The sequence below is a fragment of the Pseudomonas sp. 15C genome (assembly GCF_055484735.1).
On sequence record NZ_JBUDGD010000007.1, the window covers coordinates 75,261 to 101,424 of the forward strand.

General features: G+C 60.6%; 19 protein-coding genes. 11 read left to right on the forward strand and 8 right to left on the reverse strand.

Features of this window, described 5'->3' with window-relative positions; genetic code table 11:
- Nucleotides 1-76 precede the first annotated feature (76 nt).
- Nucleotides 77-4,906 (forward strand): NEL-type E3 ubiquitin ligase domain-containing protein, encoded by a 4,830-nt coding sequence (locus ACYYKW_RS06295; RefSeq protein WP_464989671.1) that lies wholly within the window; start codon nt 77-79, stop codon nt 4,904-4,906.
- A gap of 3 nt (nt 4,907-4,909) precedes the next feature.
- Here ACYYKW_RS06295 and mnmC read toward each other — a convergent pair whose 3' ends face one another.
- Nucleotides 4,910-6,889: a bifunctional tRNA (5-methylaminomethyl-2-thiouridine)(34)-methyltransferase MnmC2/FAD-dependent 5-carboxymethylaminomethyl-2-thiouridine(34) oxidoreductase MnmC1 gene (mnmC, locus tag ACYYKW_RS06300; protein ID WP_464989672.1), complete on the reverse strand. Its 1,980-nt coding sequence runs from the start codon at nt 6,887-6,889 to the stop codon at nt 4,910-4,912.
- A 173-nt stretch (nt 6,890-7,062) separates the two neighbouring features.
- Here mnmC and pap point away from each other — a divergent pair, with 173 nt between their 5' ends.
- Nucleotides 7,063-8,577 (forward strand): polyphosphate:AMP phosphotransferase, encoded by a 1,515-nt coding sequence (gene pap, locus ACYYKW_RS06305; protein WP_093099489.1) that lies wholly within the window; start codon nt 7,063-7,065, stop codon nt 8,575-8,577.
- A gap of 103 nt (nt 8,578-8,680) precedes the next feature.
- Entirely contained in the window at nt 8,681-9,865 is a 1,185-nt protein-coding gene (locus ACYYKW_RS06310) for a thiolase family protein (RefSeq protein ID WP_464989673.1), read from the forward strand.
- 135 nt (nt 9,866-10,000) lie between these two features.
- Here the strand turns inward: ACYYKW_RS06310 and ACYYKW_RS06315 are convergent, their stop codons facing one another.
- On the reverse strand, nt 10,001-10,195 hold the full coding sequence (locus tag ACYYKW_RS06315; protein ID WP_093099493.1) for a DUF6316 family protein: 195 nt from the start codon (nt 10,193-10,195) through the stop codon (nt 10,001-10,003).
- 208 nt (nt 10,196-10,403) lie between these two features.
- On the opposite strand from ACYYKW_RS06315, the gene ACYYKW_RS06320 reads away from it, so the two are divergent.
- A complete protein-coding gene (locus ACYYKW_RS06320) occupies nt 10,404-11,363 on the forward strand; it encodes a DMT family transporter (protein WP_093099495.1) in 960 nt (319 codons plus the stop codon).
- A gap of 104 nt (nt 11,364-11,467) precedes the next feature.
- Here ACYYKW_RS06320 and ACYYKW_RS06325 read toward each other — a convergent pair whose 3' ends face one another.
- Entirely contained in the window at nt 11,468-12,862 is a 1,395-nt protein-coding gene (locus tag ACYYKW_RS06325) for a class II fumarate hydratase (RefSeq protein WP_093099498.1), read from the reverse strand.
- Between the two features lie 192 nt (nt 12,863-13,054).
- Here ACYYKW_RS06325 and ACYYKW_RS06330 point away from each other — a divergent pair, with 192 nt between their 5' ends.
- From ACYYKW_RS06330 to ACYYKW_RS06360, 7 genes are all read left to right on the forward strand, one after another.
- The gene (locus ACYYKW_RS06330) at nt 13,055-13,570 is read left to right on the forward strand and encodes a DUF2059 domain-containing protein (protein WP_090285089.1); all 516 of its coding nucleotides are present in this window, start codon (nt 13,055-13,057) and stop codon (nt 13,568-13,570) included.
- Between the two features lie 12 nt (nt 13,571-13,582).
- Nucleotides 13,583-13,882, forward strand: a complete 300-nt coding sequence (locus ACYYKW_RS06335; protein ID WP_464989674.1) for a BolA family protein — start codon at nt 13,583-13,585, stop codon at nt 13,880-13,882.
- Nucleotides 13,883-14,043: 161 nt separating this feature from the next.
- The gene (gene trhO / locus ACYYKW_RS06340) at nt 14,044-14,985 is read left to right on the forward strand and encodes an oxygen-dependent tRNA uridine(34) hydroxylase TrhO (protein WP_090285086.1); all 942 of its coding nucleotides are present in this window, start codon (nt 14,044-14,046) and stop codon (nt 14,983-14,985) included.
- A 35-nt stretch (nt 14,986-15,020) separates the two neighbouring features.
- Nucleotides 15,021-15,623 carry a DsbA family protein gene (locus tag ACYYKW_RS06345; protein WP_464989685.1) on the forward strand — a complete coding sequence of 201 codons (603 nt, stop codon included), beginning with the start codon at nt 15,021-15,023 and terminating at the stop codon, nt 15,621-15,623.
- Nucleotides 15,616-17,442: an ABC transporter ATP-binding protein gene (locus ACYYKW_RS06350; RefSeq protein WP_464989675.1), complete on the forward strand. Its 1,827-nt coding sequence runs from the start codon at nt 15,616-15,618 to the stop codon at nt 17,440-17,442. The genes ACYYKW_RS06345 and ACYYKW_RS06350 overlap by 8 nt, the downstream gene beginning before the upstream one ends.
- Before the next feature lie 202 nt (nt 17,443-17,644).
- Nucleotides 17,645-20,104: an EAL domain-containing protein gene (locus ACYYKW_RS06355; RefSeq protein ID WP_464989676.1), complete on the forward strand. Its 2,460-nt coding sequence runs from the start codon at nt 17,645-17,647 to the stop codon at nt 20,102-20,104.
- Nucleotides 20,105-20,183: 79 nt separating this feature from the next.
- Nucleotides 20,184-20,945, forward strand: coding sequence for a TenA family transcriptional regulator (locus ACYYKW_RS06360; RefSeq protein ID WP_418951641.1), 762 nt, complete (start codon nt 20,184-20,186; stop codon nt 20,943-20,945).
- 268 nt (nt 20,946-21,213) lie between these two features.
- Here the strand turns inward: ACYYKW_RS06360 and ACYYKW_RS06365 are convergent, their stop codons facing one another.
- From ACYYKW_RS06365 to ACYYKW_RS06385, 5 genes are all read right to left on the reverse strand, one after another.
- Nucleotides 21,214-22,140 carry a GGDEF domain-containing protein gene (locus ACYYKW_RS06365; protein WP_464989677.1) on the reverse strand — a complete coding sequence of 309 codons (927 nt, stop codon included), beginning with the start codon at nt 22,138-22,140 and terminating at the stop codon, nt 21,214-21,216.
- A gap of 362 nt (nt 22,141-22,502) precedes the next feature.
- Complete coding sequence (locus ACYYKW_RS06370) at nt 22,503-23,243, reverse strand: YciK family oxidoreductase (RefSeq protein ID WP_090285074.1); 741 nt, start codon at nt 23,241-23,243, stop codon at nt 22,503-22,505.
- 72 nt (nt 23,244-23,315) lie between these two features.
- Nucleotides 23,316-23,987, reverse strand: coding sequence for an N-acetylmuramic acid 6-phosphate phosphatase MupP (mupP, locus tag ACYYKW_RS06375; protein ID WP_093099513.1), 672 nt, complete (start codon nt 23,985-23,987; stop codon nt 23,316-23,318).
- A 2-nt stretch (nt 23,988-23,989) separates the two neighbouring features.
- Nucleotides 23,990-24,688, reverse strand: a complete 699-nt coding sequence (ubiG, locus tag ACYYKW_RS06380) for a bifunctional 2-polyprenyl-6-hydroxyphenol methylase/3-demethylubiquinol 3-O-methyltransferase UbiG (RefSeq protein WP_090285070.1) — start codon at nt 24,686-24,688, stop codon at nt 23,990-23,992.
- Between the two features lie 58 nt (nt 24,689-24,746).
- Nucleotides 24,747-26,081 carry a TRZ/ATZ family hydrolase gene (locus tag ACYYKW_RS06385; RefSeq protein ID WP_464989678.1) on the reverse strand — a complete coding sequence of 445 codons (1,335 nt, stop codon included), beginning with the start codon at nt 26,079-26,081 and terminating at the stop codon, nt 24,747-24,749.
- Nucleotides 26,082-26,164: the final 83 nt, after the last annotated feature.

Genomic DNA, 26,164 nt, shown 5'->3' on the forward strand with positions numbered 1-26,164 from the left:
CGATAGGTAGATACCACCTGCCATTCCCGCCGTTCGCTATGTTCATCGGTCCGACCCGCAATAAAGGACTATTGCCATGCCCGCCACAGTGAACAAAACCTCGCCATCCGACGACGCCATCCTGGGTACGCTGCTTGAGGCCACCGCCGATCTCGACACCGCGCAAACGCTGCAGAAAACCTTGCCTGCGCACCTGCTCAAAGCCAGCCCCGAAGCATTGTCGGCACTCGATCAGACCGTACGTGACCTGCACGACACGCAAGTGCTGGTCGACAAGGACCTGCTCGCGCTGAAACCTCTGAATAGCTTCTGCATCGACGAATTGCACGCGGCCCTGAGCGGTAAATGGCCGGCAGATACGTTTGATGTCGAGAAAGACTTTCTCAGCCTGCCCGGCGTCGACTGCGGTTGCCCGGCAACTTCCACCGATGAAAACGGCATCCAGACCTTCCCCAACGCGACGCCGACGCTGCTGCAAGCGGCCATGCAGAATTTCAGCGAAGACGAGGCGGCTGATACGTTCCCGAAGGGTAGTTTCATTCGCATCAACAGTGCGGCGCAGGCCGTGAGCGATCTGACGCCGGCCGCTTTCGCCAAACTGTGCCGCGAGCTCGATCTGGGCAAACGCTACCAGGAGCATTTCCAGAAGGTGTTCGGCCTGCTGGACCGTGATGGCAAAGTCGTCGCCACCAGCGCCATGACCCGGGATATCGCCAAGCTGAAAAAACTGCTGTTGCAACTGGACCTGCAGCAGGCCGCCCTCAAGGGGCATATCAGTGCGGCCACCCGGCAGGTGTTGCAGAAACTGATCGACGCCGATGGCGTGCTATCGAGTGGAATCAAGCTCTATGGCAAGCAAGCGATGATCATGCAAGGCGTGAAGATTCTCGACAGTTGTGTCTGGGGCGCGGTGGTGTTTTCCAGCCGATCGGTGGAGTTGTACCCCAGTGAACGGTGTGTGGTGTACATGGCCGGCGAACCGCAACGACCATTGTATGAATACCCGAGCTTCACCGTGTTCAAGCAATACCTGACACAGCAGATGCAAAAGAAAGACTACCGTGAGTATTTCGCCGACAGCCTCGATGAAGACAACAAGGCCGACTTCTTCAAAACCTTCACCGACAGCGTCGAACTCGGGCATATCCAACAGTGGCCGATGACCGTGCCGCTCTTCGAATTCATGGTGCAGAGCCATGTCGGCAAGCTGCAGCTCGACGCGCGCAAGCTGGCTGTGCCGACCGACGATATCGATGAAGAGGTGCGGCAAAAGCGCCTGCTCGATTTTATTCAACGGGGTGTGACCGTCCTCTCGGTCGCCGGGCTGGTAGTACCGGTGCTCGGGCAGTTGATGATGGGCGTTGCGGTCGGGCAAATGCTCGCTGAAGTCTATGAAGGCGTCGAGGACTGGCGTCGTGGCGATCATCAGCAAGCGCTGTCACATCTGCTCAGCGTGGTGGAAAACATTGCCGTGATGGGCGGGTTTGCCGTCGGGCAGAAAGCCGTAGCAACGCTCGGCAAAAAACTCCTGCAAGCGCACCCGCAGTTCTTTGCGCAATTCAGCGTCATCGTTAACGGCGCAGGGCAGCCACGCTTGTGGAAGCCCGATCTGGCGCCCTATGAACATTCCCTGCCGACCGGGTTTACCATCGCTCCGGGCTCGAAGGAGTTTTATCAGATTGGCGACAAGACCCTGAGCCGTATCGATCATCGAATCTTCGCCGGTGATTACGATCCCGCCAGCAAAGTCTGGCGCCTGCAACATGCCCGGCGTGCGTCAGCCTATGTTCCGCAGATTACCCGGCACGTCGAGGGCGGCTGGCGCCTTCCTGCCGAACAGCCTGAGGAGTGGAGCAGCGTCGCCTACGCGCTCAAACGTGTCGATCCGTCGTTGAGCGAGTTCGACGATAGCGATCTGGACATGCTGCGCCGCCTCTGTGATGTCACGCCCGAGGAACTGCATGAGGCTTTTCGCGACAACGTCAGCCTCTCGGTACGCTTGCGTGAAACCATTGAGCGCGTTCGCCTCGCGCGACAGTTGCGCACCTTGAGCAACGAACTGCAACGCGGTGAAGTCCATTCTGGCCAGGCCGTCGAAGACCAACTGCATGCATTGCCAAAGATGCGCGGCTGGCCGACTGACCGCTATATCGAAGTCACCGATCCCGAGGGCACCGTCACGGCGACCTATCCCAGGACCACAGTGTTTGACGAATCCCTGGGGGTGGTGGTCGACACGGACCAATTGGCTCGAGGACAGTTGCTGCAAACCATCATCGATGGCTTGTATCAAAGCGAGGTCGAAGCCCTGCTGGGCAGCAAGGTCGCCGCTAGCGCTCAGCATTCGACGTTGGCTAAAAAACTCGGTGCAGCGCTGAAGACCGATTATCGCGAGGCGTTCGAGCATATGTATCAACGCTACGATCAAGGCGACGTCGATGAGGTTTTGAAATTGCGCAAGGTCTTCGCCGATATCCCGGCACGCCACGTCCAAAGCCTCATCGAGCAGGCGCCAAGCGTGCAGCGCCTGCACCTGCGCACCACCGGGCGAGTGCCGCTGCAATTGGGGCAGCGGGTCAGAATAACGAGCAGTCAGGTGCGCCTGGATCGTTCGCTGGCCGGGTTTCACTGGCCACGGCTGGCCAATGCCGACACTGACAAACTGGCGATTCAACTGCTACCGCGCCTCAGGGGCTGGGATTCGCAGGTGCGTCTGGAAATTCGCGATAAAAAGCTGACCGGACCGATTCTGCAAGCGATAGGCGAGGAGTCGGCGACCGTCAGCAAAAGATGTTCGCTGGTAAAATCCGCCACGGGCTATGAAGCGTTTGACGGCAGTGGTAAATCCCAAGGCAAAGTTGCCGCCGGCCCCAACGCGTTGTTTGACGCCATCCTCAAGGCTGTCCCGACGAAGCCGTCCAAGGACGTGGCCGCTGCTGCCGACACGCTGCCAACCGACGCCGCAGGCTTGCGTAGCCAGTTACTCGAGAAGGCACTGGGCGAGCGCGAGGCCACGGCGCGCCTGCTGAGCGGTGACGAATCCGCACCGCTGGATGCCGAGCCAGCCTGCGTGCAAGGCGATCAGCCAGCCGTGAAGAAGCATCCCTCGGCATTGCTGCGCAAAGTCCGCAAACTCTTTCCGCGCATGACCGAGGCGCAGGCCAGTGAGTTCATCGACGGCCTGGGCGACGATGCGCTGAGCCGGGCAATGCGAGTCAAAGTCTTGCGCGGGGATCTCGACAGTCTGCGTGACGCGCTGTTTACCTGGGGCGAAGACATTGACGCGATGAACACCGCAGGCGGTGATCTGGCTGAGGTTCGACACAGTCGCCGTACCTTCGCCGAGCTGATCGAAAAGGGTTTTCGGCGCTTTCACCAGGTGAACAACGAGAACGGCAAAGCAGTGGGCGTACTGAACCTTGACGGCATGCGCGTCGGCAAGCTGCCGACGTTGCCGCCGGGGATCAGCTTTGACCACATCCAGCAACTGTCCATGCGCGATATGGCACTGGACGACGATGTCGCGTACTTCCTCAAATCATTCAAGCAGCTTGAGTCGCTGGAACTCGATGACAATGCCATCACGCGTCTGCCAGAGGTGCTGTCGCACATGCCCAATCTGAAAGTCCTGAGTCTGGCGGGAAACAAGCTCCAGTTGACTGAGCAGACCCTGAAAAAGCTCAACGGTTTGCACACGTTGAGGCATTTGAATCTCAACAAAAACCCGCTGGGTGCGACGCCGGATGTCTCTCGAATGTTCAATCTGCGTCGGCTGTTGCTGGAAAGCACCGGCATTACCGAAATGCCCAAGGGACTTTCTCGCCTGTTGAATCTGGAATGGGCGGACCTGAGGAAAAACCAGATCAAGCAGCTGCCGGACTGGCTGTTCAAAACCTCCAGGCGCTTCAGTCAAGCGCTCGACCTGGCGGATAATCCGTTGATCGACCCGAGCAAAACCCACCTTCAGACATACCGTAACAATTACGGCGTCGGCATGGGATTCATTGAAAATGACATCGCCCGGCTCGACGAGCAACGTGCCCGTACGCTGTGGTTTCCCGAAAAGGCCGGTGAGACATTTGGCAAACGTGAACGAATCTGGAACGCCTTCAAGGACGATGCGCGTGCCGAGGGGCTGTTTCACTTGCTTGCGGAACTGGGCAATACCGCCGACTCGAAGAAAATCAACAAGGAGCTGCAGCGGCGGGTCTGGGCAGTGCTTGAGGCCGCAGAGAACGACGCCGCGCTGTGTGACCATCTGCTGGGACTGGCTGCCAGCCCGATCAATTGCACTGACACCGCAGCAGTGACATTCAGTCGTCTGGAAGTGGCGGTGCAGGTCAACCGCTTGACCAGACTCGCCGGCAGCAATGGCGTCAGCGCCAGGTCTTTGTTGAAACTGGGGCGTGGCCTGTTCAGGCTTGAACAACTAGACGACATCGCGGCCGAGCACGCGGTCAAGTTTCCCAAGCTTGATCCATTGGAAGTGGGCCTTGCCTATCGTATCGGTCTTGCCGAAACGCTGGAGTTGCCTGGCCAGGCGCGGCACATGCTTTTTAGGGAACAGGCCGGCGTTACCGAGGCCGATCTGGAAGTGGCGCAGAACAGGATCAGCGTCGCCGAGCTTTCGCCCAAGTGGCTGAAATTCATGAGTGAGCGCACGTTCTGGCAAGTCTGGCTGCAACGGACGTTTCCCCGCCGCTTCGTGCCTGTCGAAGAGGAGTATGCGCCGCGAATGACCGCACTGGACGAGAAGGCGAAAACCATGCGCGACGCCGACTATAGGAGCCAGGCAGACATCATCAAGGCCGAACGTGAAGAGGCGTTCAAAGTTGTCTGGACGGAGCTGACCGAGGAGGCATTGCGCATCGAAGAACTGGGCCTGTGCGCCAGGCCCGACGACTGAGCATCACTTGCCGCGAATCAGTTTGCGCAGGGCGAACCGGTTCGGGTGACAGGCTTCGGCGACGCTGCGCGGCAGTGGCAGCGGCTCGTTGTCCAGCCACGCCGCGAGCAGTTCACCGGACAGCGGCGCGGTAATCAGCCCGCGCGAGCCGTGGCCGCTGTTGACGTACAGACCGCCGTGCCACGGGCAGGCGCCATCCGGCACTTGCCGGGCGTCTTTGCTCAGCGCTGCATAGGTTTGATTGAACGCTGGCAGGTCGGCGAGCGGGCCTACAATCGGCAGGTAATCGGGACTGGTGCAGCGAAACGCGGCCCGTCCCTCAAGGCCTTCGACGGGCTGCTGATCGATGTGCAAACGGTCGACCAGATCGCTGGAGATCTCCTCGAGCATGGCAAGATTACCCTGGTGTTCGGCAGCGGTCGGGGTCAGGTCATCGCTGTGAAAATCGAAACTGGCGCCGAGGGTGTGCTCGCCCAGACGCGCCGGCGCGACGTAGCCTTCAGCGCACACCACCGTGTTCAGCGCGGCACTTTGCGCGGTTTGCGCCAGACGCGTGATCTGCCCGCGAATGCGCTTGAGCGGCAACTCGGCGCTCTGCGCAAAGCGTTTGATCTCGGCGGCGCCGGCCAGCACCACCACCGCAGCACTGGCGAGCAGGCGCTCGCCGTCCCACGCTTGCCACTGATCACCGACCTTGCGCAGTTGCAGCACGTCATGGTGGCCGAGCAGTTCGATGTTCGGTTGCGCCGCTTGCGCCTGACACAGCGCGGGCGGATGCACCCAGCCGCCTTCTGGATAGAACAGACCGCCATGGGCTACACCGACCCCGGCACGGGCCTGCGCCGCCGGTTGCTCCAGCCACTGCAACAGATCTGCCGGGAAGGCCTCGGCCAGTTGCGCATGCCGCTCGGCTTCCTTGGCATTGAAGGCCAGTTGCAGCACGCCGCAGTTATCCCAGTCGGTGCCGCGTTGCAGGTTTTCCAGCAGGCGGCGGGTGTAGCCGAAACCGCTGACGATCAGTTGCGACAGCGCCGTGCCGTGAGCGGACAGCTTCAGGTAGAGCACGCCTTGCGGGTTGCCCGAGGCTTCCTGCGCCACGCCAGCGTGGCGCTCAAGCAAGCTGACCTGCCAGCCCCGTGCAGCGAGGCTGAACGCGGTAGCGCAACCGGCCAGTCCGGCGCCGATCACCAGCGCGCTGCGTTCGCCGGTCAACGGGGCAGGGCGGGCGAACCACGGTTTGTACAGCAAGGGTGGCGCCACGTCTGCCGGCCAGCCGAGAAACTCGCCACGCAGGATCTCCCATTTGTGGCCGATACCCGGCGTACGTTTCATCTTGAACCCGGCGGCGTTGAGCAAACGCCGCACCCAACCAGTGCTGGTGAACGTGCTGATGGTCGAGCCCGGCGCCGCCAGTCGGGCCAGTTCGACGAACAGTTCGGCGGTCCACATGTCGGGGTTTTTCGCCGGAGCGAAGCCGTCGAGAAACCACGCGTCGATCTGTGCATCGAGCTGCGGCAGTTGTTCCAGTGCATCGCCGATCAACAGCGTCAGGGTCACCCGACCGTTGTCCAGGGTGATGCGCTGAAAACCTTCGTGGATCGCCACGTACTGCCGCAGCAATTGATCGGCCAGTGGCTTGAGCTGCGGCCACAGCGCCAGGGCGCGTTGCAGATCGGCCGGGCTCAGCGGGTATTTTTCCACGCTGACAAAATGCAACCGCGCACCGGCCACGGCGTGTTGCTCGAACAATTGCCAGGCGCAAAGAAAATTCAGCCCGGTGCCAAACCCGGTTTCGCCGATTACCAGCCGCCCGCTCGCCGGCAGGGCGGCAAAACGCTCGGCCAGACGGTTTTGTTCAAGGAACACATAGCGGGTTTCGTCGAGCCCCGACTGGTCGGAGAAATACACGTCATCGAACACTCGCGAACGCGGGCGTCCGTGGTCATCCCAGTCGAGCTGGGCGTGGGGCAATACAGGTTTCATGGCAGGCTCGGCAACGGCAAGGCCGCCATTCTAGCCGATCGCACCGGCCCTGCTTGATCCATGGCAAGGCATGCGGTCGGCCGCTCACTGACAATCCGCGGCCCGCGGGAATTTCTGCGCCGCGGTTGTGCCCAATCCGCTAGTCTTGCTGAATCCTGGAAGGAGCCGTCCCTATGTTTGAATCCGCTGAAATCGGTCACGCCATCGACGATGACACCTTTGATGCCGCTGTCCCGGCCTTGCGCGAAGCCTTGCTTGAAGCCCAGTTCGAATTGCAGCAGCAGAAGCGCTTCCCGGTGATCATCCTGATCAACGGCATCGAAGGCGCGGGCAAGGGCGAGACGGTCAAGTTGCTCAACGAGTGGATGGACCCGCGCCTGATCGAAGTGCGCACCTTCGATCAGCAGACCGATGAAGAACTGGCGCGGCCGCCGGCGTGGCGCTACTGGCGGATGCTCCCGGCCAAGGGCCGCATGGGGATTTTTTTCGGCAACTGGTACAGCCAGATGTTGCAGGGGCGGGTGCACGGGTTGTTCAAGGATCCGCGTCTGGATCAGGCGATTGCCGGCGCCGAACGCCTGGAAAAAATGCTCTGCGATGAAGGCGCACTGATTTTCAAATTCTGGTTCCACCTCTCGAAGAAACAGATGAAGGCACGGCTCAAGGCGCTGGCCGACGATCCGCTGCACAGCTGGCGGATCAGCCCGCTGGACTGGCAGCAATCGCAAACCTACGACAAGTTCGTCAAATACGGTGAGCGCGTGCTGCGCCGCACCAGCCGCGATTACGCGCCGTGGCACGTGATCGAAGGCGCCGATGCCAACTACCGCAGCCTGGCGGTGGGCAAGATTCTGCTGGAAGGTTTGCAGAGCGCGCTCAAACGCGCCGAGGTCAATCCGCAGGAGGTCAGCGCAGCGCCGTTGGGTACGCCGGTCGATCAGTTGAACCTGCTCGACAGCCTCGACCTCAGCCAGCGGCTGGACAAGAAAGACTACGAAGAACAACTGATAACCGAACAGGCGCGGCTGTCCGGGCTGATGCGCGACAAACGCATGCGCCGCCATGCGCTGATCGCGGTGTTCGAAGGCAACGACGCCGCCGGCAAGGGCGGGGCGATCCGCCGGGTTGCGGCGGCGCTCGATCCGCGTCAGTACAACATCGTGCCGATTGCCGCACCGACTGAAGAGGAGCGGGCGCAACCGTACCTGTGGCGCTTCTGGCGGCACATCCCGGCACGTGGCAAGTTCACCGTGTTCGACCGTTCCTGGTACGGCCGCGTGCTGGTCGAGCGGATCGAGGGTTTCTGCAAGCCGGCCGACTGGTTGCGCGCCTACGGCGAGATCAACGATTTCGAGGAGCAACTGGCCGACTCCGGGGTGATCGTCGTCAAGTTCTGGCTGGCCATCGACAAGGACACGCAAATGGCGCGGTTTCAGGAGCGCGAAGAGATTCCGTTCAAGCGCTTCAAGATCACCGAAGACGACTGGCGCAATCGCGACAAGTGGGATGCCTATCGTGCCGCCGTCGGCGATATGGTCGATCGCACCAGCACCGAAATCGCCCCGTGGACCCTGGTGGAGGCCAACGACAAGCGCTGGGCGCGGGTCAAGGTGCTGCGCACGATCAACCGCGCCCTGGAAGAGGCGTTCGAAAAATCCGACAAGCAGGCCAAAAAACGCAAAGACTGAAGCGATGGCCGCGCATACGCCGGGTGAATGATCCTCGCGGTCGGCAAGAAGGTGGACTTATGCTCAGGTCCACTTTCAACCGACAACAACAATGAGGTATGCCATGCGTGAAGTGGTGATCGTCGACAGCGTGCGGACCGGCCTGGCCAAATCCTTTCGCGGCAAGTTCAACCAGACCCGCCCCGATGACATGGCGGCCCATTGCGTCAACGCCCTGTTGACGCGCAACGACATCGACCCGGCCAGCGTCGAGGATTGCATCGTCGGCGCCGGCTCCAACGAAGGTGCGCAGGGCTATAACATTGGTCGCAACGTGGCGGTGCTGTCGCGCCTCGGCACGGGCACGGCGGGCATGACCCTCAACCGCTTCTGCTCGTCGGGCTTGCAGGCGATTGCGATCGCCGCCAACCAGATCGCTTCCGGTTGCAGCGATATCATTGTTGCCGGCGGCGTCGAATCGATCAGCCTGACCCTGAAAAGCGTCAACACCGATCACCTGATCAACCCGCTGCTGAAAGAGCAGACGCCCGGCATCTATTACACGATGGGCCAGACTGCCGAGGTGGTGGCGCGGCGTTATGGCGTGAGCCGCGAAGCGCAGGATCATTACGCACTGCAAAGCCAGATCCGCACCGCGCAGGCTCAGGCCGCCGGGCTGTTCGATGATGAGATCGTGCCGATGTCGGTCAAGTATCGGGTCGAGGACAAGAACAGCGGCGAGGTGAAGATTGTGGACGGCGTGGTCGATCACGACGATTGCAATCGCCCCGACACCACTTATGAAAGCCTCGCCGGGCTGAAACCGGTGTTCGCTGATGACGGCTCGGTCACCGCCGGCAACTCCTCGCAACTGTCCGACGGCGCGTCGATGACATTGGTGATGAGTCTGGAGAAGGCGCTTGAGCTGGGGCTCAAACCGAAGGCGTTCTTCCGCGGCTTTACCGTCGCTGGCTGTGAGCCGGACGAAATGGGCATCGGCCCGGTGTTCTCGGTGCCGAAACTGCTCAAGGCCAAGGGCTTGCAGGTGGCGGATATCGATCTGTGGGAATTGAACGAGGCGTTTGCGTCGCAGTGCCTGTACAGCCGTGATCGGCTGGAGATCGATAATGAGAAATACAACGTCAACGGCGGCTCGATTTCCATCGGCCACCCGTTCGGCATGACCGGCTCACGCCAGGTCGGGCATCTGGTGCGCGAGTTGCAGCGGCGTGATCTGCGTTACGGCATCGTGACCATGTGCGTCGGTGGCGGGATGGGGGCCAGTGGGTTGTTTGAGGCAGTTCGCTAAGCCATAGCATTTTTGTTGCCTGTTCGATTGCTATCGCTGGCAAGCCAGCTCCCACAGGTCTCGTAGCGTTTGCAAAATCTGTGTACGCCACCAATCCTGTGGGAGCTGGCTTGCCAGCGATGGGATCACCACCGCTCAGCGGTTGGAATCCAGAAGCTGCATCCGCGCGATATAAGCGCGGATTTCCTGCTCTGCCTTCTCATGACTGTCAAACGGCCCCTCAAGGGTATTTTCCCGGGTGCTGAAAAACAGTTGGCCATTGATCCGGCACACCCGGTCGCTGCGAAAACGGGTGGCGGGGGCGCTGTCCTCGGCGCGCATGGCTAACATGATCGGTCTCCCCAGCGGTTGATTTGAATGTCAACTGAGCTTATCCCTGAAGCACTTGGCCTGCGCGGCGAGTCGATCAACGGCAACGCGTCAACATAATGCTGCGACCTGCACAGTTGCATTCGCGGCCTGAGTGCAACTGTCCCTGTGTCACAACGCAATGCGCGCCTAGAATGGCGATTCTTGTCAGCAGGCTTTTGGGGTTCGCATGCACATTTCGTCCGGTCGCTGGGTCTATGGATTGTTCCTCGCGCTGCTGACCGCGTTGCTCTGGGGCATTCTGCCGATCAAACTGAAACAGGTGCTGCTGGTGATGGACCCGGTCACCGTGACCTGGTTTCGCCTGCTGGTGTCCGGCGGCTGTCTGTTCCTTTATCTGGCGTCGGTCAAACGTCTACCCAGTCGCAAAGTGCTCGGGCCCAAGGGCGGCTGGCTAGTGCTGATGGCCGTGCTCGGATTGGTCGGCAACTACGTGCTGTACCTGATGGGTCTGAACCTGCTCAGCCCCGGCACCGCGCAACTGGTGGTACAGATGGGCCCGATCATGCTGCTGATCGCCAGTCTGTTTGTGTTCAAGGAGCGCTTCAGCATTGGCCAGGGCATCGGTTTGCTGGTGTTGCTGATCGGCTTCGGGCTGTTTTTCAATCAGCGTCTGGCAGAGCTGTTGACCTCGCTGTCGGATTACACCGCGGGGGTCTTGCTGGTGCTGCTGGCGTCGACGGTGTGGACCTTTTACGCGCTGGGCCAGAAGCAATTGCTGACGGTGTGGAATTCGCTGCAAGTGATGATGGTGATCTATCTGTTCTGTGCCTTGTTACTGACGCCGTGGGTGCATCCGCTCGAAGCGCTGAACCTGAGCCCGCTGCAAGGCTGGTTGCTGCTGGCCTGCTGCCTGAACACGCTGATCGCCTACGGCGCGTTCGCTGAAGCGCTGGCGCATTGGGAAGCGTCGCGGGTCAGTGCAACCCTGGCGATCACACCGCTGGTGACGTTCGCGGCGGTGGCGATGGCCGCGCGGGTCTGGCCGGAGTATGTGCACGCCGAGCAGATCAATGCGCTGGGCTATGGCGGGGCAGTGCTGGTGGTGTTGGGGTCGGCGCTGGTGGCGTTGGGGCCTTCGTTGATTGCCGGGCTCAAGGCGCGGCGGATCAAGATGGCAGCCAGTTAGACCGAGTCGGGGCCATCGCGAGCAGGCTCACTCCTACAGGGGACCGCATTCGCCCTGTAGGAGTGAGCCTGCTCGCGATGACTGACTAAGAAACGCTACAAATCTCAGCCCTTGGCCCCGGCCTCGATCATGTTCTCCGGCCGCACCCACGCATCAAACTCTTCATCGGTCAGATACCCCAATTGCAACGCCGCTTCGCGCAAGGTCAGCCCTTCGCTGTAGGCCTTCTTGGCGATCTCCGCCGATTTGTCATAACCGATGTGCGGGTTCAGCGCCGTCACCAGCATCAGCCCACGCTCCAGGTGGCGGGCCATGGCCTCGGCGTCAGGTTCCAGCCCGGCGATGCAATGCTGCTGGAAGTTGCTGCAGCCATCGGCGAGTAGACGGATCGATTGCAGCAGGTTGTGGATGATCACCGGTTTGTACACGTTCAACTGCAAGTGACCTTGACTGGCGGCAATGCCGATCGTCACGTCGTTGCCCAAGACCTGACAGGCGAGCATCGACAGCGCTTCGCACTGAGTCGGGTTGACCTTGCCGGGCATGATCGAACTACCCGGCTCGTTGGCCGGTAGTTTCACCTCGGCAAACCCCGCGCGGGGACCGGAGCCGAGCAGACGCAGGTCGTTGGCGATTTTCATCAGCGCCACGGCGAGGGTTTTCAGCGCGCCGGAGAGGCTCGTCAGCGGTTCGTGGCCGGCGAGGGCGGCGAACTTGTTCGGTGCGGTCACGAACGGCAGGCCGGACAACGCTGCCAGTTCTGCAGCAATCGCCTCACCAAAACCATGCGGCGAGTTCAACCCGGTGCCGACTGCGGTGCCGCCCTGGGCCAGTTCACACACCGCCGGCAATGCGGCGCGAATTGCCCGTTCGGCGTAATCCAGTTGCGCTATGAAGCCCGACAACTCTTGCCCGAAGGTGATCGGCGTCGCGTCCATCATGTGCGTGCGCCCGGTTTTCACCAGTTTCATGTGGCGCGCCGCGAGTTCGGCGAGGCCACCGGACAGTTCGCTGATGGCTGGCAGCAATTGCTCCTGCACGGCTTGTGCAGTGGCGATGCTCATCGCGGTGGGGAAGCAGTCGTTGGAGCTTTGCGAGCGGTTGACGTGATCGTTCGGGTGCACCGGCGTCTTGCCGCCGCGCGGGTTGCCGGCCAGTTCGTTGGCGCGACCGGCGATCACTTCGTTGACGTTCATGTTGCTCTGGGTGCCGCTGCCGGTCTGCCAGACCACCAGCGGGAACTGGTCGTCGTGCTGGCCGTCGAGCACTTCGTCGGCGGCCTGTTCGATCAGCCGGGCGATGTCGGCAGGCAAATCGCCGTTGCGGTCATTGACCCGTGCGGCGGCTTTCTTGATCAGGGCCAGGGCGTGCAATACCGGTAGCGGCATGCGTTCCTGACCAATGGCGAAGTTGATCAGCGAGCGTTGCGTCTGAGCACCCCAGTAAGCGTCGTCCGGGACTTCGATCTGGCCCAGGCTGTCGGTTTCGATACGGCTCATCGTGCACACTCCTGTTGGTCTGTTTGCGCAGTTTAGGCCGGCATCGGCCGTGGTGGTTCCATCGACTCGATTGTTGACCGGCCGACCCGGTCAATCAAGCGCGGCAAGGCTTGGGGGTTGAGCCGCGGCAATCGTTAGGCGCAGAATGGTCGCCCTTGGGGTTTGACCTCGCTTTGCTTAAAAGGAAACTCGATGACTCGTCTTCGTGCCATCTGTACCGCGGTTGCACTGGTTTGCGCCAGCGGCCAGGTGCTTGCCGATACCGCCAGCCACAACGCCAGTGCCGAAGCCTTCCTGACCCTGGCTCACGCTGACAAACTGGGCACTCCGGTGTACATGCAAGTGCAGCAAATGTTTGCCCAGCGTTTTGAGCAGACCAAAGCCCCCGAGGCCAAGAAAGCCGTCCTCGAAACCTACCAGGCCAAGGCCAACGCCGCGCTGGACCAGGCCATTGGCTGGAACAAGCTCAAGCCCGACATGGTCAAGCTCTATACCAGCAACTTCAGCGAATCCGAGCTCAAGGACCTGGTCGCGTTCTACCAGTCGCCACTGGGTAAAAAGGTCCTGGAAAAAATGCCGCAGCTGACCCAGCAATCGGCGCAGATGACCCAGGGCAAGCTGGAAAGCGCTGTGCCAGTGGTCAACAAGCTGCTCGACGACATGACCAAAGAGCTGACCCCGGCCGCTGCACCGGCCAAGAAGAAGTAAGCGGAGTTCGTGATGACCATGCAACAACGCATCGAATCGACGCTGGGCCTGCTGCAGCCTGAGCATCTGCAAGTGCTGGATGAAAGCCACATGCACAGTCGCGGGTTACAGACGCACTACAAGGCCGTGGTGGTCAGCGCGCAGTTCGAAGGCCTGAACCGGGTCAAGCGCCACCAGAAAGTCTACGGCACGCTCGGCGAGCTGATGGGCGAGTTCCATGCGTTGGCGCTGCACACCTACACCCCGCAGGAATGGGCAGAAGTGGGCGCTGCACCGGCGTCGCCATCTTGTGCCGGAGGAGATCAGCGATAAGCGGCAAGCTGCAAGTTGAAGGCGGATGAGTTTTGGCTTGCCGCTTTAAGCTTGGAGCTTGTAGCTGCTTTTTTGCTAAAATCCCGACGCGCCGCTTAGCCGGCGCGTTTTTTTTGAATCCGGTTCACCCTTTGCGAGGGTAGCCACCTGGAGAAATACCCATGACACAACCGATTGTCGTGGCGGCACTGTATAAGTTCGTCACCCTCGAAGATTACGTTGACCTGCGCGAGCCACTGCTGCAGGCGATGGTCGACAACGGCATCAAAGGCACTCTGCTGATTGCCGAAGAAGGCATCAACGGTACTGTTTCCGGCACCCGCGAAGGCATTGACGGCCTGCTCGCCTGGCTGAAAAACGATCCACGCATGATCGACATCGATCACAAGGAATCGTACTGCGACGAACAACCGTTCTACCGCACCAAGGTCAAGCTGAAGAAAGAAATCGTCACCCTCGGCGTCGAAGGCGTGGACCCGAACAAGAAGGTCGGCACCTACGTCGAACCGCAGGACTGGAACGCGCTGATCAGCGACCCAGAAGTCCTGCTGATCGACACGCGCAACGATTACGAAGTGGCGATCGGCACTTTTGAAGGCGCCATCGATCCGAAAACCACCAGTTTTCGCGAATTCCCCGAATACATCAAAGAGCACTTCGATCCGGCCGTGCACAAGAAGGTCGCGATGTTCTGCACCGGCGGCATTCGCTGTGAAAAAGCCTCGAGCTACATGCTCGGCGAAGGGTTCGAAGAGGTTTATCACCTCAAGGGCGGCATTCTGAAGTACCTCGAAGAGGTGCCGCAGGAAGAAACCAGGTGGCAGGGCGACTGCTTCGTGTTCGACAACCGCGTCACCGTGCGCCACGACCTCAGCGAAGGCGACTACGATCAATGTCATGCCTGCCGCACTCCGGTCAGCGTTGAAGATCGCGCCTCCGAGCATTACGTGGCCGGCATCAGTTGCCCGCATTGCTGGGACAAGCTCAGCGAGAAAACCCGCCGCAGCGCCATCGACCGGCAGAAGCAGATCGAACTGGCCAAGGCGCGTAACCAGCCGCACCCGATCGGCTACAACTACAAGCAAGCATCCACCGAGGCCTAATCATGTCTGCGCGCCTGCTCTATGTGATGGATCCGATGTGTTCGTGGTGCTGGGGTTTTGCTCCGGTGGCCAAGGCCTTGGTCGAGCAGGCGCAGGCAGCCGGGGTCGAGCTGCATCTGGTGGTCGGCGGCTTGCGCACCGGCAGCGGCGCGGCGCTGGAACCGACCACGCGTCGCTACATCCTTGAACACTGGCAGGCGGTCACCGAGGCCACCGGCCAGCCGTTCAAGCTCGACGGGGCGTTGCCGGACGGTTTTGTCTACGACACTGAACCGGCCTGCCGCGCCATCGTCACCGCGCGCAGTCTGGCGCCGGATTGCGCCTGGACGCTGGTCGGCCTGATCCAGCAGGCGTTCTACGTTGAAGGTCGCGACGTCACCCAGGCCAGCGTGCTGGTCGAGCTCGCCGAGCAGGCAGGTGTGCCGCGCATCGAGTTCGCCGCGTTGTTTGATCATGCCGACCAATACAAAGCCACCCAGGCCGATTTCACCTGGGTCCAGGATCTGGGCATCGCCGGTTTCCCGACCCTGCTGGCCGAGCGCAACGGTCAACTGGCGCTGCTGACCAATGGCTATCAACCGCTCAACGAGCTGGCGCCGTTGCTCGGCCGCTGGCTGGAGCGCGCCGCCTGTGCCTGACCTTGGCGATGACACGGCAGCTGGCAAGCAAGGCGACCGGCTGAGCTGGGCAGAAGTCCGGCGCCTGGCGCTCACACACAAGAAATCTCTGTGGATCGCCAACGGCGTGGCCGTGCTGGCGACGCTGTGCAGCGTGCCGATTCCGCTGTTGCTGCCGTTACTGGTCGATGAAGTGCTGCTAGGCCACGGCGATGCGGCGCTGAAAGTCATGAACCATTTCCTGCCGAGCATGTGGCAACAGGCGGCGGGCTATATCGGCCTGATGCTGGTGGTTACGTTGACTTTGCGTTGCAGCGCGTTGTGCTTTGGCGTGTTGCAGTCGCGGTTGTTTGCGCGGTTGGCCAAGGACATCGTCTACCGCATCCGCGTGCGCCTGATCGAGCGGCTGAAACGCATCTCTCTCGGTGAATACGAAAGCCTGGGCAGTGGCACGGTCACTACGCATCTGGTCACCGATCTGGACACCCTCGACAAATTTGTCGGGGAAACCCTCAGCCGCTTTCTGGTGGCGATGCTCACGCTGGTCGGCACCGCCAGCATTCTCATGTGGATGCACTGGAAACTGGCGCTGCTGATTCTGCTGTTCAACCCGCTGGTGATCTACGCCACGGTGCAGTTGGGCAAACGCGTGAAGCACCTGAAGAAACTCGAGAACGACAGCACCGCGCGCTTCACCCAGGCTCTGAGCGAAACCCTCGATGCGATTCAGGAAGTGCGCGCCGGCAACCGCCAGGGTTTTTTCCTTGGGCGCCTCGGCCTGCGCGCGCAGGAAGTGCGCAACTATGCGGTCAATTCGCAGTGGAAAACCGACGCCTCGAACCGTGCCAGTGGTTTGCTGTTCCAGTTCGGCATCGATATTTTCCGCGCAGCGGCAATGCTCACTGTGCTGTTTTCCGACCTGTCGATCGGGCAGATGCTCGCGGTGTTCAGTTACCTGTGGTTCATGATCGGCCCGGTCGAACAACTGCTTAACCTGCAATACGCCTATTACGCGGCGGGTGGGGCGCTGGCGCGGATCAACGAACTGCTGGCGCGCGCCGATGAGCCGCAATACCCGGGCGGCGTCGACCCGTTCAAGGGCCGCGACACCGTCGGCATTCAGGTGCAAGGTCTGAGTTTCGGCTATGGCGATGAGTTGGTGCTGGATCAGATGAACCTGTCGATTGCGCCGGGCGAGAAAGTCGCCATCGTCGGTGCCAGCGGTGGCGGTAAAAGTACCTTGGTGCAGTTGCTTCTCGGGCTGTATACGCCGCTGGCCGGGACCATCCGTTTCGGCGGCTCGACCCAGCAGGACATCGGCCTGGAAACCGTGCGGGAAAACGTTGCGGTGGTTTTGCAGCATCCGGCGCTGTTCAACGACACAGTGCGCGCCAACCTCACCATGGGCCGCACCCGCAGCGACGAAGCCTGCTGGCAGGCGCTGCAAATCGCCCAGCTTGAAGCCACTGTGCGCGCCTTGCCGAGCGGCCTCGACAGCATCGTCGGGCGCTCCGGCGTGCGTCTGTCCGGCGGTCAGCGCCAGCGTCTGGCGATTGCACGCATGATCCTCGCCGAGCCGAAAGTGGTGATCCTCGACGAAGCCACTTCGGCCCTCGACGCCGCTACCGAATACAACCTGCATCAGGCCATGGCGCGCTTTCTCAGTGGCCGCACCACGCTGATCATCGCCCACCGCTTGTCGGCAGTGAAGCAAGCCGATCGCGTGCTGGTGTTCGACGGTGGTCAGATTGCCGAAGACGGTGATCATCAGCAATTGATTGCCGATGGCGGGCTGTATGCCAAGCTCTACGGTCATCTGCAGCAGATCCAGCGGCCTTGAAATTCAGTGCGGTTTCTGTGCTTAGTGCTTGAATTGCATCGAGTAAAACCCCTTCAAACGCTGCTTCGGGCCGGCGGCTTGCACAATCGACGTAGAGGACGGCAGAGCTGTCCCTTTGACAGGTCGAAAATTAGCCTAGGCTGAGCTGTCAGGAGCGGGATTTTTCCGGTGTCCATCTGGCAGTGCTTGCGCAAGGGATCTCATGAAGCAAAAGCGGACTCTCGGAACGCCACGGTTGTTGGGCATCGTCTGGCCATTTATTGCCGTTGTGTTATTTCAAGCGTTGTTGGGTGGCGTCAGCCTGTATGTGCTTTCGGCCGTTCGCGGCTACGTTGCCGGTGAAAGTCTCTGGTCCAAGGGCCAGAAAGACGCGATCTATTACCTCAATCTGTATGCCGACAGCCGCGACGAGGCGATCTTTCTCAAGTATCGGGAGGCGATCGGCGTGCCGCAGGGCGGGCATCAGTTGCGGCTGGCGCTGGACCGCCAGCCGCCGGACCTGGCTGCCGCGCGCGAAGGCATTCTCAAGGGCGGCAACCACCCCGATGATGTTTCAAGCCTGATCTGGCTGTACCTCAATTTCCGTCATTTCAGTTATCTGGAAACCGCCATCGATCGATGGACGGTCGGTGATGCCTATCTGGACCAACTCGATGACGTCGCCCAGGAAATGCGTCGCGGCATTTCGCAGAGTTCAGCGAGCGACGCCGATATCCAGCACTGGAAGACGCGGATCTTCAACATCAACGATGCCGTGACCCCAGCCGCCAAGGCCTTCAGCGATGCTTTGGGCGAAGGCTCGCGGATGATCATGCGCCTGTTGCTGTTCACCAATCTGGCCACGGCGCTTGGGCTGATCGTCCTGGCGCTGTGGCGCACGCACAAATTGCTCAAGCAACGTCACGCCTTCGCCGAGGCGCTGCAACTGGAGAAAGACCGCGCGCACGTCACCCTGCATTCGATCGGTGATGGCGTCATCACTACCGACGTCAGCGGCGCCATCGACTACATGAACCCCGCCGCCGAAGCGATGACCCACTGGAAGGCCGAGCAGGCCGCCGGGCTGCCACTCTCTGCGCTGTTCAATTTGCTCGATGACAACGCCCAGGCCGAAGGGTTGACGCTGATCGAGCACATTCTCAGCGGCAAGCTCAGCGGCGGCAGCGAGCATTCGAAACTGATTCAGCGCCTGGACGGCAGCACCTTGTCGGTGACCCTGGTCGGTGCGCCGATCCGCAATGCCGGCAAGGTCAGCGGCACGGTACTGGTGCTGCACGACATGACGCAGGAGCGCCAGTACATCGCCAATCTGTCGTGGCAGGCCACCCACGATGCGTTGACCGGGCTGGCCAACCGCCGCGAGTTCGAATACCGCCTCGAGCAGGCGCTGCACAACCTCACGCGTCAGGCCGGGCGGCATGCGTTGTTGTTTCTCGATCTGGATCAATTCAAGCTGGTCAACGACACCTGCGGTCACGCCGCCGGCGATGAGCTGTTGCGACACATCTGTACGCTGCTGCAATCGGGCCTGCGCGAGGGCGATACGCTCGCGCGTTTGGGCGGTGACGAATTCGGCATTCTGTTGGAGAACTGCGCTCCCGAAGCGGCGGAAAAGATCGCCGATTCGCTGCGTCAGACCGTGCAAAACCTGCACTTTGTCTGGAAGGGCCGGCCATTTCTGACCACGGTAAGCATCGGCCTGGTGCATGTCGCGCAGACTCCGACCACCCTTGAAGCCTCGCTGCGCGCTGCCGATATGGCCTGTTACATGGCCAAGGAAAAGGGCCGCAATCGCGTGCAGGTCTACCATGCCGATGACTCCGAGCTGTCGCTGCGCTTTGGGGAAATGGCCTGGGTGCAGCGGCTGCACATGGCGCTGGAAGAAAACCGGTTTTGTCTGTACGCCCAGGAAATCGCCCCGCTCAAGCCGACTCACGGCGAGGCTGGGCACATCGAGATTCTGCTGCGTCTGCACGATGAGTCCGGACGGATGATCTTGCCTGACAGTTTCATTCCCGCCGCCGAGCGTTATGGTTTGATGACTCAACTAGACCGTTGGGTAGTTCAGAACGTATTTAAAGTTATTGCCCAATGTATTGCCCAGGAACATCAGCGCCCATTAGCAATGTGTGCGATTAATCTGTCAGGCATTACTATAGGAGATGACGCGTTCTTGCACTTTCTGCGCGAACAGTTTGTTAACTACAACATACCGCCTGAAATGATTTGTTTTGAAATTACTGAGACCAGTGCAATTGCAAATCTCGGCAGTGCAATCAGATTCATTAATGAACTCAAGGGCTTAGGTTGCTATTTTTCACTGGATGATTTTTGTGCCGGAATGTCTTCGTTCGCTTATTTGAAACATTTGCCTGTAGACTTCCTGAAGATCGACGGAAGTTTCGTAAAGGACATGCTGGACGACCCGATTAACCGGGCGATGGTCGAAGTGATCAATCACATCGGGCATGTCATGGGCAAGCAGACGATTGCCGAGTTTGTTGAAACAGCCCAGATCGAGCAGGCATTGCTTGAAATCGGAGTCGACTACGCTCAGGGTTATGTCATCGAACGCCCGCAGTTGTTTACCTGTGACAGTTTGCAAAGTAGATCCGCCAGACCGCAGCCGCTGTTATTCAAAGCGCCTGGCACGTTCCGTTGAAGTTTTCTGCCGATCCTTACAATCACAACTCAAAAGGAGCCGAACAGTGATCGACACATTCAACCGAACCGGACCCCTCATGGAAGCTGCAAGTTATCCTGGCTGGGCACAACAGCTGATTCAGGATTGCAGCGAGAGCAAGCGCCGGGTTGTCGAACATGAACTTTACCTGCGCATGCGTGATAACAAGCTCAGCGCCAGAACCATGCGTCAGTACCTGATTGGTGGCTGGCCGGTGGTTGAGCAATTTGCCTTGTACATGGCGCAGAACCTTACCAAGACCCGTTTTGCTCGCCATCCGGGTGAGGACATGGCGCGACGCTGGCTGATGCGCAACATTCGCGTCGAACTCAATCACGCCGATTACTGGGTGCACTGGAGCAGGGCCCACGGCGTTAGCCTGGAAGACCTTCAGGCCCAGCACGTGCCGCCGGAATTGCATGCCTTGAGTCATTGGTGCTGGCACACCAGTTCAGCCGATTCGCTGATCGTCGCCATTGCCGCGACCAACTACGCCATCGAAGGCGCTACCGGGGAGTGGTCGGCGGTGGTCTGCTCCACCGGCGTCTACGCTGCCGCGTTTCCCGAAGAGGAACGCAAGCGTGCGATGAAGTGGCTGAAGATGCATGCGCAGTACGACGACGCGCATCCGTGGGAAGCCCTGGAAATCATCTGCACCCTGGCCGGCATGAACCCAGGCAAGGCCTTGCAGGCCGAACTGCGCCAGGCAATCTGCAAAAGCTACGACTACATGTACCTGTTCCTTGAACGCTGCATGCAGCTAGAGACGTCGGAGCGCGCAGTGCACAACCGCGAGCGCAGGGCGGTAGTCGAGAATTGATCGGTCGCTAACCCGGGTAAAACTGAGCGAGCCTGCTCGCGATAGCGGTGTGTCATTCAATGATTGCCTTGGCTGACTCACCGCATCGCGAGCAGGCTCACTCCTACAGTTGTTTTGTGGTATTCCGCAGATTCGCTGCTTCACGCAAACCCCCTGTAGGAGTGAGCCTGCTCGCGATAGCGGTGTGTCATTCAATGATTGCCTTGGCTGACTCACCGCATCGCGAGCAGGCTCGCTCCTACAGTTGTTTTGTGGTGGCTGGGGAAACTCAGCCGGCCATCGCCAGGCGGTTACGACCTTCACGCTTGGCCACGTACAGCGCGCTGTCGGCCCGTCGCAGCAGGCTGTCGGCTGATTCGCCGGGCAGCAATGTCGAACAACCAAGGCTGACCGTCAGTTCGATCAACTGGCCATCGGCGTAATACTCGGCGGTCTGCGTCGCGTAACGCAGCCGTTCGCCGACCATCGCTGCGGCCTCGCGGCTGGTGTTGGACAGCAGGATCAGGAACTCTTCCCCGCCATATCGAAACACCATGTCGACATTGCGTAACTGCGCTTTCAGCGTCGCAGCAATCGCTTTCAGCACGTTATCGCCGGCGCTGTGACCATGACTGTCATTGACCCGTTTGAAATGGTCGATGTCGATCATCAGCAGTGACAATGGTTGTTGATGACGCCGCGCCATGTCGATTTCGCGTTGCAGGGTCTGCTCCATGGCGATGCGGTTGCCGGCGCCGGTCAGCGGATCGCGCAGCGCGCTCTGCGTTGCTTCGCGATAGAGCAGGGCGTTGCGCATCGGGTACAGCAAGGACGACAGCAACGATTCCAGTTGGCCTTGTTCAAGCTCGTTGAAACGCTGGTTGCGGCGGAACACCACTTCGCCCAGATGCTCGCCTTCATGACTCAGGCTATAGCTGATCGAGTGATGGCCACGGCTACCGAACTCCAGGCGCAGATCGCTTCCCTGATGCGCATAAACCAAGGCGTCCAGCGGCACCAGGCGCTGAACTTCGCGGAAAAACAGACCGAGGATGCGTTGCGGTTCGAGGCTGGTCTGCAGTTGCAGGCTCATCTGCTGGCGCAGTTGCGCCAGACTGGCCGGACGCTCCTGCAGGGGAGGCAGTTGACCAAAGCCCAGGCGCTGCAATTTGGCACTGTCGAAGTCAATCGCATTGGTCTGGGTGGGTGATTTCATATGGCGTGAGCCCCTAAGCAGTAAGTCTGTCTTACAGGCTGGGTGAGGGCGGCGATGGGCTGCGCGTCATACTGGTCCGTCAGTCCCGTAGGACATCTGGCGTAAGTCTAGTCTGCCGGATGACGATAAGTCAGCTATCGAAATCGGTCTCGCCCCATTGCCTTCACACGGCATGCTTTGAGGAACGTTAGAGCGAAAGTCATGCCAATCGGTTCGCTTTAATTTAAAGCGATTAAAATCAACAGGTTGAATAAAGGCTGAGCGGGTCGCTGCCGGGAATTTGGCTGATTTATGACGGTTACAGGCGGCAAAGGTCTGCCGCGACAGCAATCTGCCGCGGCAACAAAAGCGACGTGTGGCAGTTACTGCGCGTTGAACGCCTGACCGTTGATCCCGGCACTGTCCGGGCCCATCAGGTACAGGTACACCGGCATGATCTCTTCCGGGGTCGGGTTGTTCAGCGGGTTTTCTCCTGGATAGGCTTGCGCACGCATGCTGGTGCGGGTGCCACCCGGGTTGATGCTGTTGGAACGCACCGGCGCCACGCCGTCGACTTCATCGGCCAGGGTTTGCATCAGGCCTTCGGTGGCGAACTTCGACACGCCGTACGCGCCCCAATAGGCGCGACCCTTGCGGCCCACGCTGCTGGAGGTGAACACCACCGAGGCGTCCTGCGACAGCTTGAGCAGCGGCAGCAGGGTGCTGGTCAGCATGAACATGGCGTTGACGTTGACCTGCATCACGCGCATGAAATTCTCGCCGGACAACTGTTCGATCGGCGTGCGCGGGCCGATGATCGAGGCGTTGTGCAGCAGACCGTCGAGATGGCCGAACTCGGTTTCGATCATTGCTGCCAGTTCATCGTATTGATGGGGCAGGGCGGTTTCGAGGTTGAACGGGATCACCGCCGGTTGCGGATGGCCTGCCGCTTCGATTGCGTCGTAGACCTCGGTCAGATTGGCTTCGGTCTTGCCCAGCAGCAGCACCGTGGCGCCATGGGCGGCGTAGGTTTTCGCCGCCGCTGCACCGATGCCGCGACCGGCACCGGTGACCAGAATGACCCGATCCTTGAGCAATTCGGGACGAGCGGTGTAATCAAACATAAACAACCTCTTCAAGAGTCAGAGCGTACGCGCTTTGCACGGCAATCCAGCCTGTGCCCCTTCGCGTCAGGTTCAGCAGCTGCACAGCGCGTTATCGAGCACCTTGCGCAACTCCAGCGGATGATCGACTACCACGTCCGCACCCCAGTGACGTGGGTGATCGTCCGGGTGAATGTAGCCGTAGGTCACCGCGCAGGTCCTGGTCCCGGCGGCGCGGCCGGATTCGATGTCGCGCAGATCATCGCCGATAAACAGTACCGTCGACGGATCCAGATCAAGCATGCTGCATGCGAGGGTTAGCGGCTCTGGATCGGGCTTGCTGTTTTTCACGTGATCCGGGCAGATCAGCAGCGCCGAGCGCTCGGCCAGCCCCAGTCGCTGCATGATCGGCTCGGCGAAACGCACCGGCTTGTTGGTGACCACGCCCCAGATCAGGTTGGCTTTTTCGATGTCGACCAACAGTTCGGCCATGCCGTCGAACAGCTTGCTGTGCACTGCGCAGCCGACCAGATAACGCTCGAGAAATTCCTGACGCAACTCCTCGAAGCCCGGCGATTCCGGGTCCATCGAAAAGGTCACCGCGACCATGGCTTTGGCGCCACCGGAAATCTCGTCGCGGATGTGCTTGTCGTTGATCGGCGGCAAGCCGCGATCGGCGCGCATGGCCTGGCAGATGGCGATGAAGTCCGGCGCCGTGTCGAGCAGGGTACCGTCCATGTCGAAGAGAACCGCTCTGATAGCCATGCTTATTCCTCGCGCAGGGTCTGGATCATGTAGTTGACGTCAACGTCGTTGGACAGCTTGTAGTGCTTGGTCAGCGGGTTGTACGTCAGGCCGATGATGTCCTTGACGGTCAGGCCAGCCATGCGGCTCCACGCGCCCAGTTCGGAGGGGCGAATGAATTTCTTGAAGTCGTGGGTGCCGCGCGGCAGCAGCTTCATGATGTATTCGGCGCCGATGATCGCGAACAGGTACGCCTTCGGATTGCGGTTGATGGTCGAGAAGAACACCTGGCCGCCGGGTTTGACCATGCGGAAACAGGCGCGGATTACCGACGATGGGTCCGGAACGTGCTCAAGCATTTCCAGGCAGGTGACCACGTCGAACTGCTCGGGCATTTCTTCGGCCAGCGCTTCGGCCGTGATCTGCCGATATTCGACGCTGACGCCGGACTCCAGTTGATGCAGTTGCGCGACCGCCAGCGGCGCTTCGCCCATGTCGATGCCCATCACGGTCGCGCCGCGCTGGGCCATGGCTTCACTGAGGATGCCGCCGCCGCAACCGACGTCGAGGACTTTCTTGCCGGCCAGATTGACCCGCTCGTCGATCCAGTTTACGCGCAGCGGGTTGATGTCGTGCAGCGGTTTGAATTCGCTTTCACGATCCCACCAGCGATGGGCCAGGGCCTCGAATTTGGCGATTTCGGCGTGGTCGACGTTGCTCATGTTCAAATCCTCGAAAAACTTCAAAAAGGCTGTAGCCGCGGAGTCTGCTCCACGGTGTTTACGATTCGGTGTGGCCGCTGATGCGCTGGCCCCAATGGCGCGCGGTCGCGCCCAGTTGCTGTTCGTCCATGCGGGTCAGGCGCCGGTCGTCGAGCAGTGGCTTGCCGGCGACCCACAGGTGTTTCACGCAATCGCGGCCGGTGGCATAAATAAGCTGCGAAACCGGGTCATACACCGGCTGCTGCGCCAGACCGGACAGATCGAAAGCCACGATGTCTGCGGCTTTGCCTATTTCCAGCGAGCCGACTTGCGCGTCGATCCCCAGTGCCCGCGCGCCGTTGAGCGTGGCCATGCGCAGCGCACGGTGGGCGTCCAGCGCGGTGGCCGAACCGGCAACGGCTTTGGCCAGCAAGGCCGCAGTGCGGGTTTCACCGAGCAGGTCGAGATCGTTGTTGCTGGCGGCGCCATCGGTGCCGACCGCGACATTCACTCCAGCCTGCCACAAACGCTCGACCGGGCAAAAACCGCTGGCCAGTTTGAGGTTCGACTCTGGGCAGTGGATCACGCTGGTGTTGCTTTCTACCAGCAGCGCGAGGTCGTCATCGCTGATCTGGGTCATGTGCACGGCCTGGAAACGCGGGCCGAGCAGGCCGAGGCGGCCCAGACGCGCCAGTGGCCGCTCGCCGGATTGCTCGACGGCCTGCTGCACCTCAAAGGCAGTTTCGTGGACGTGCATGTGGATCGCCGCGTCCAGCTCCTCGGCAATCACGCGGATTTTCTCGAGGTTCTCGTCGCCGACGGTGTACGGTGCGTGAGGGCCGAAAGTAATCTTGATGCGATCGTGATGTTTCAGATCGCCGAACAGCTCGACGCCCTGACGGATGGCTTCATCGGCGCTGCTGGCACCCGGGATCGGGAAATCGAGGATCGGAATGGCGATCTGCGCGCGAATGCCGCTGTTGTGCACACGCTCGCTGGCGACCTTGGGGTAGAAATACATGTCGGAAAAACAGCTGATGCCGCCCTTGATCTGCTCGGCAATGGCCAGATCGGTGCCGTCACGGACGAAATCTTCATCGACCCATTTGGCCTCGGCCGGCCAGATGTGATTTTCCAGCCAGGTCATCAGCGGCAGATCGTCCGCCAGGCCGCGGAACAATGTCATTGCAGCGTGACCGTGAGCATTGATCAGGCCGGGGGCGAGCAGTACATCCGGTAATTCGCGGGTTTCAGTGGCGTTACACTTCAACGCTTCGGCGCGCGGGCCGATAAACACGATGCAACCGTCGCGGATGCCCAGGCCGTGCTCCTTGAGCACGACGCCAGCGGGTTCGACGGGGACCAGCCAGGTCGGCAGCAATAACAGGTCGAGCGCAATGGCAGGTTTGGGCATCGGGAGTCGGTTCCAGTGCTTTTGTAAAGGATGGCGAAGTATACCCGAGCGTCTTCGCGGGGGGATCGCTATAATCGGCGGCT

Excerpts from the sequence above, each read along its gene's own strand:
- ACYYKW_RS06315 (WP_093099493.1), bottom strand. The coding sequence starts at position 10,195 with ATGTTAGCCATGCGCGCCGAGGACAGCGCCCCCGCCACCCGTTTTCGC.
- mupP (WP_093099513.1), bottom strand. The coding sequence starts at position 23,987 with ATGGCTATCAGAGCGGTTCTCTTCGACATGGACGGTACCCTGCTCGAC.
- ACYYKW_RS06335 (WP_464989674.1), top strand. The coding sequence starts at position 13,583 with ATGACCATGCAACAACGCATCGAATCGACGCTGGGCCTGCTGCAGCCT.
- ACYYKW_RS06295 (WP_464989671.1), top strand. The coding sequence starts at position 77 with ATGCCCGCCACAGTGAACAAAACCTCGCCATCCGACGACGCCATCCTG.
- pap (WP_093099489.1), top strand. The coding sequence starts at position 7,063 with ATGTTTGAATCCGCTGAAATCGGTCACGCCATCGACGATGACACCTTT.
- ACYYKW_RS06330 (WP_090285089.1), top strand. The coding sequence starts at position 13,055 with ATGACTCGTCTTCGTGCCATCTGTACCGCGGTTGCACTGGTTTGCGCC.
- ACYYKW_RS06385 (WP_464989678.1), bottom strand. The coding sequence starts at position 26,081 with ATGCCCAAACCTGCCATTGCGCTCGACCTGTTATTGCTGCCGACCTGG.
- trhO (WP_090285086.1), top strand. The coding sequence starts at position 14,044 with ATGACACAACCGATTGTCGTGGCGGCACTGTATAAGTTCGTCACCCTC.
- ACYYKW_RS06325 (WP_093099498.1), bottom strand. The coding sequence starts at position 12,862 with ATGAGCCGTATCGAAACCGACAGCCTGGGCCAGATCGAAGTCCCGGAC.
- mnmC (WP_464989672.1), bottom strand. The coding sequence starts at position 6,889 with ATGAAACCTGTATTGCCCCACGCCCAGCTCGACTGGGATGACCACGGA.
- ACYYKW_RS06360 (WP_418951641.1), top strand. The coding sequence starts at position 20,184 with ATGGAAGCTGCAAGTTATCCTGGCTGGGCACAACAGCTGATTCAGGAT.
- ACYYKW_RS06370 (WP_090285074.1), bottom strand. The coding sequence starts at position 23,243 with ATGTTTGATTACACCGCTCGTCCCGAATTGCTCAAGGATCGGGTCATT.
- ubiG (WP_090285070.1), bottom strand. The coding sequence starts at position 24,688 with ATGAGCAACGTCGACCACGCCGAAATCGCCAAATTCGAGGCCCTGGCC.
- ACYYKW_RS06365 (WP_464989677.1), bottom strand. The coding sequence starts at position 22,140 with ATGAAATCACCCACCCAGACCAATGCGATTGACTTCGACAGTGCCAAA.
- ACYYKW_RS06320 (WP_093099495.1), top strand. The coding sequence starts at position 10,404 with ATGCACATTTCGTCCGGTCGCTGGGTCTATGGATTGTTCCTCGCGCTG.
- ACYYKW_RS06310 (WP_464989673.1), top strand. The coding sequence starts at position 8,681 with ATGCGTGAAGTGGTGATCGTCGACAGCGTGCGGACCGGCCTGGCCAAA.
- ACYYKW_RS06345 (WP_464989685.1), top strand. The coding sequence starts at position 15,021 with ATGTGTTCGTGGTGCTGGGGTTTTGCTCCGGTGGCCAAGGCCTTGGTC.
- ACYYKW_RS06355 (WP_464989676.1), top strand. The coding sequence starts at position 17,645 with ATGAAGCAAAAGCGGACTCTCGGAACGCCACGGTTGTTGGGCATCGTC.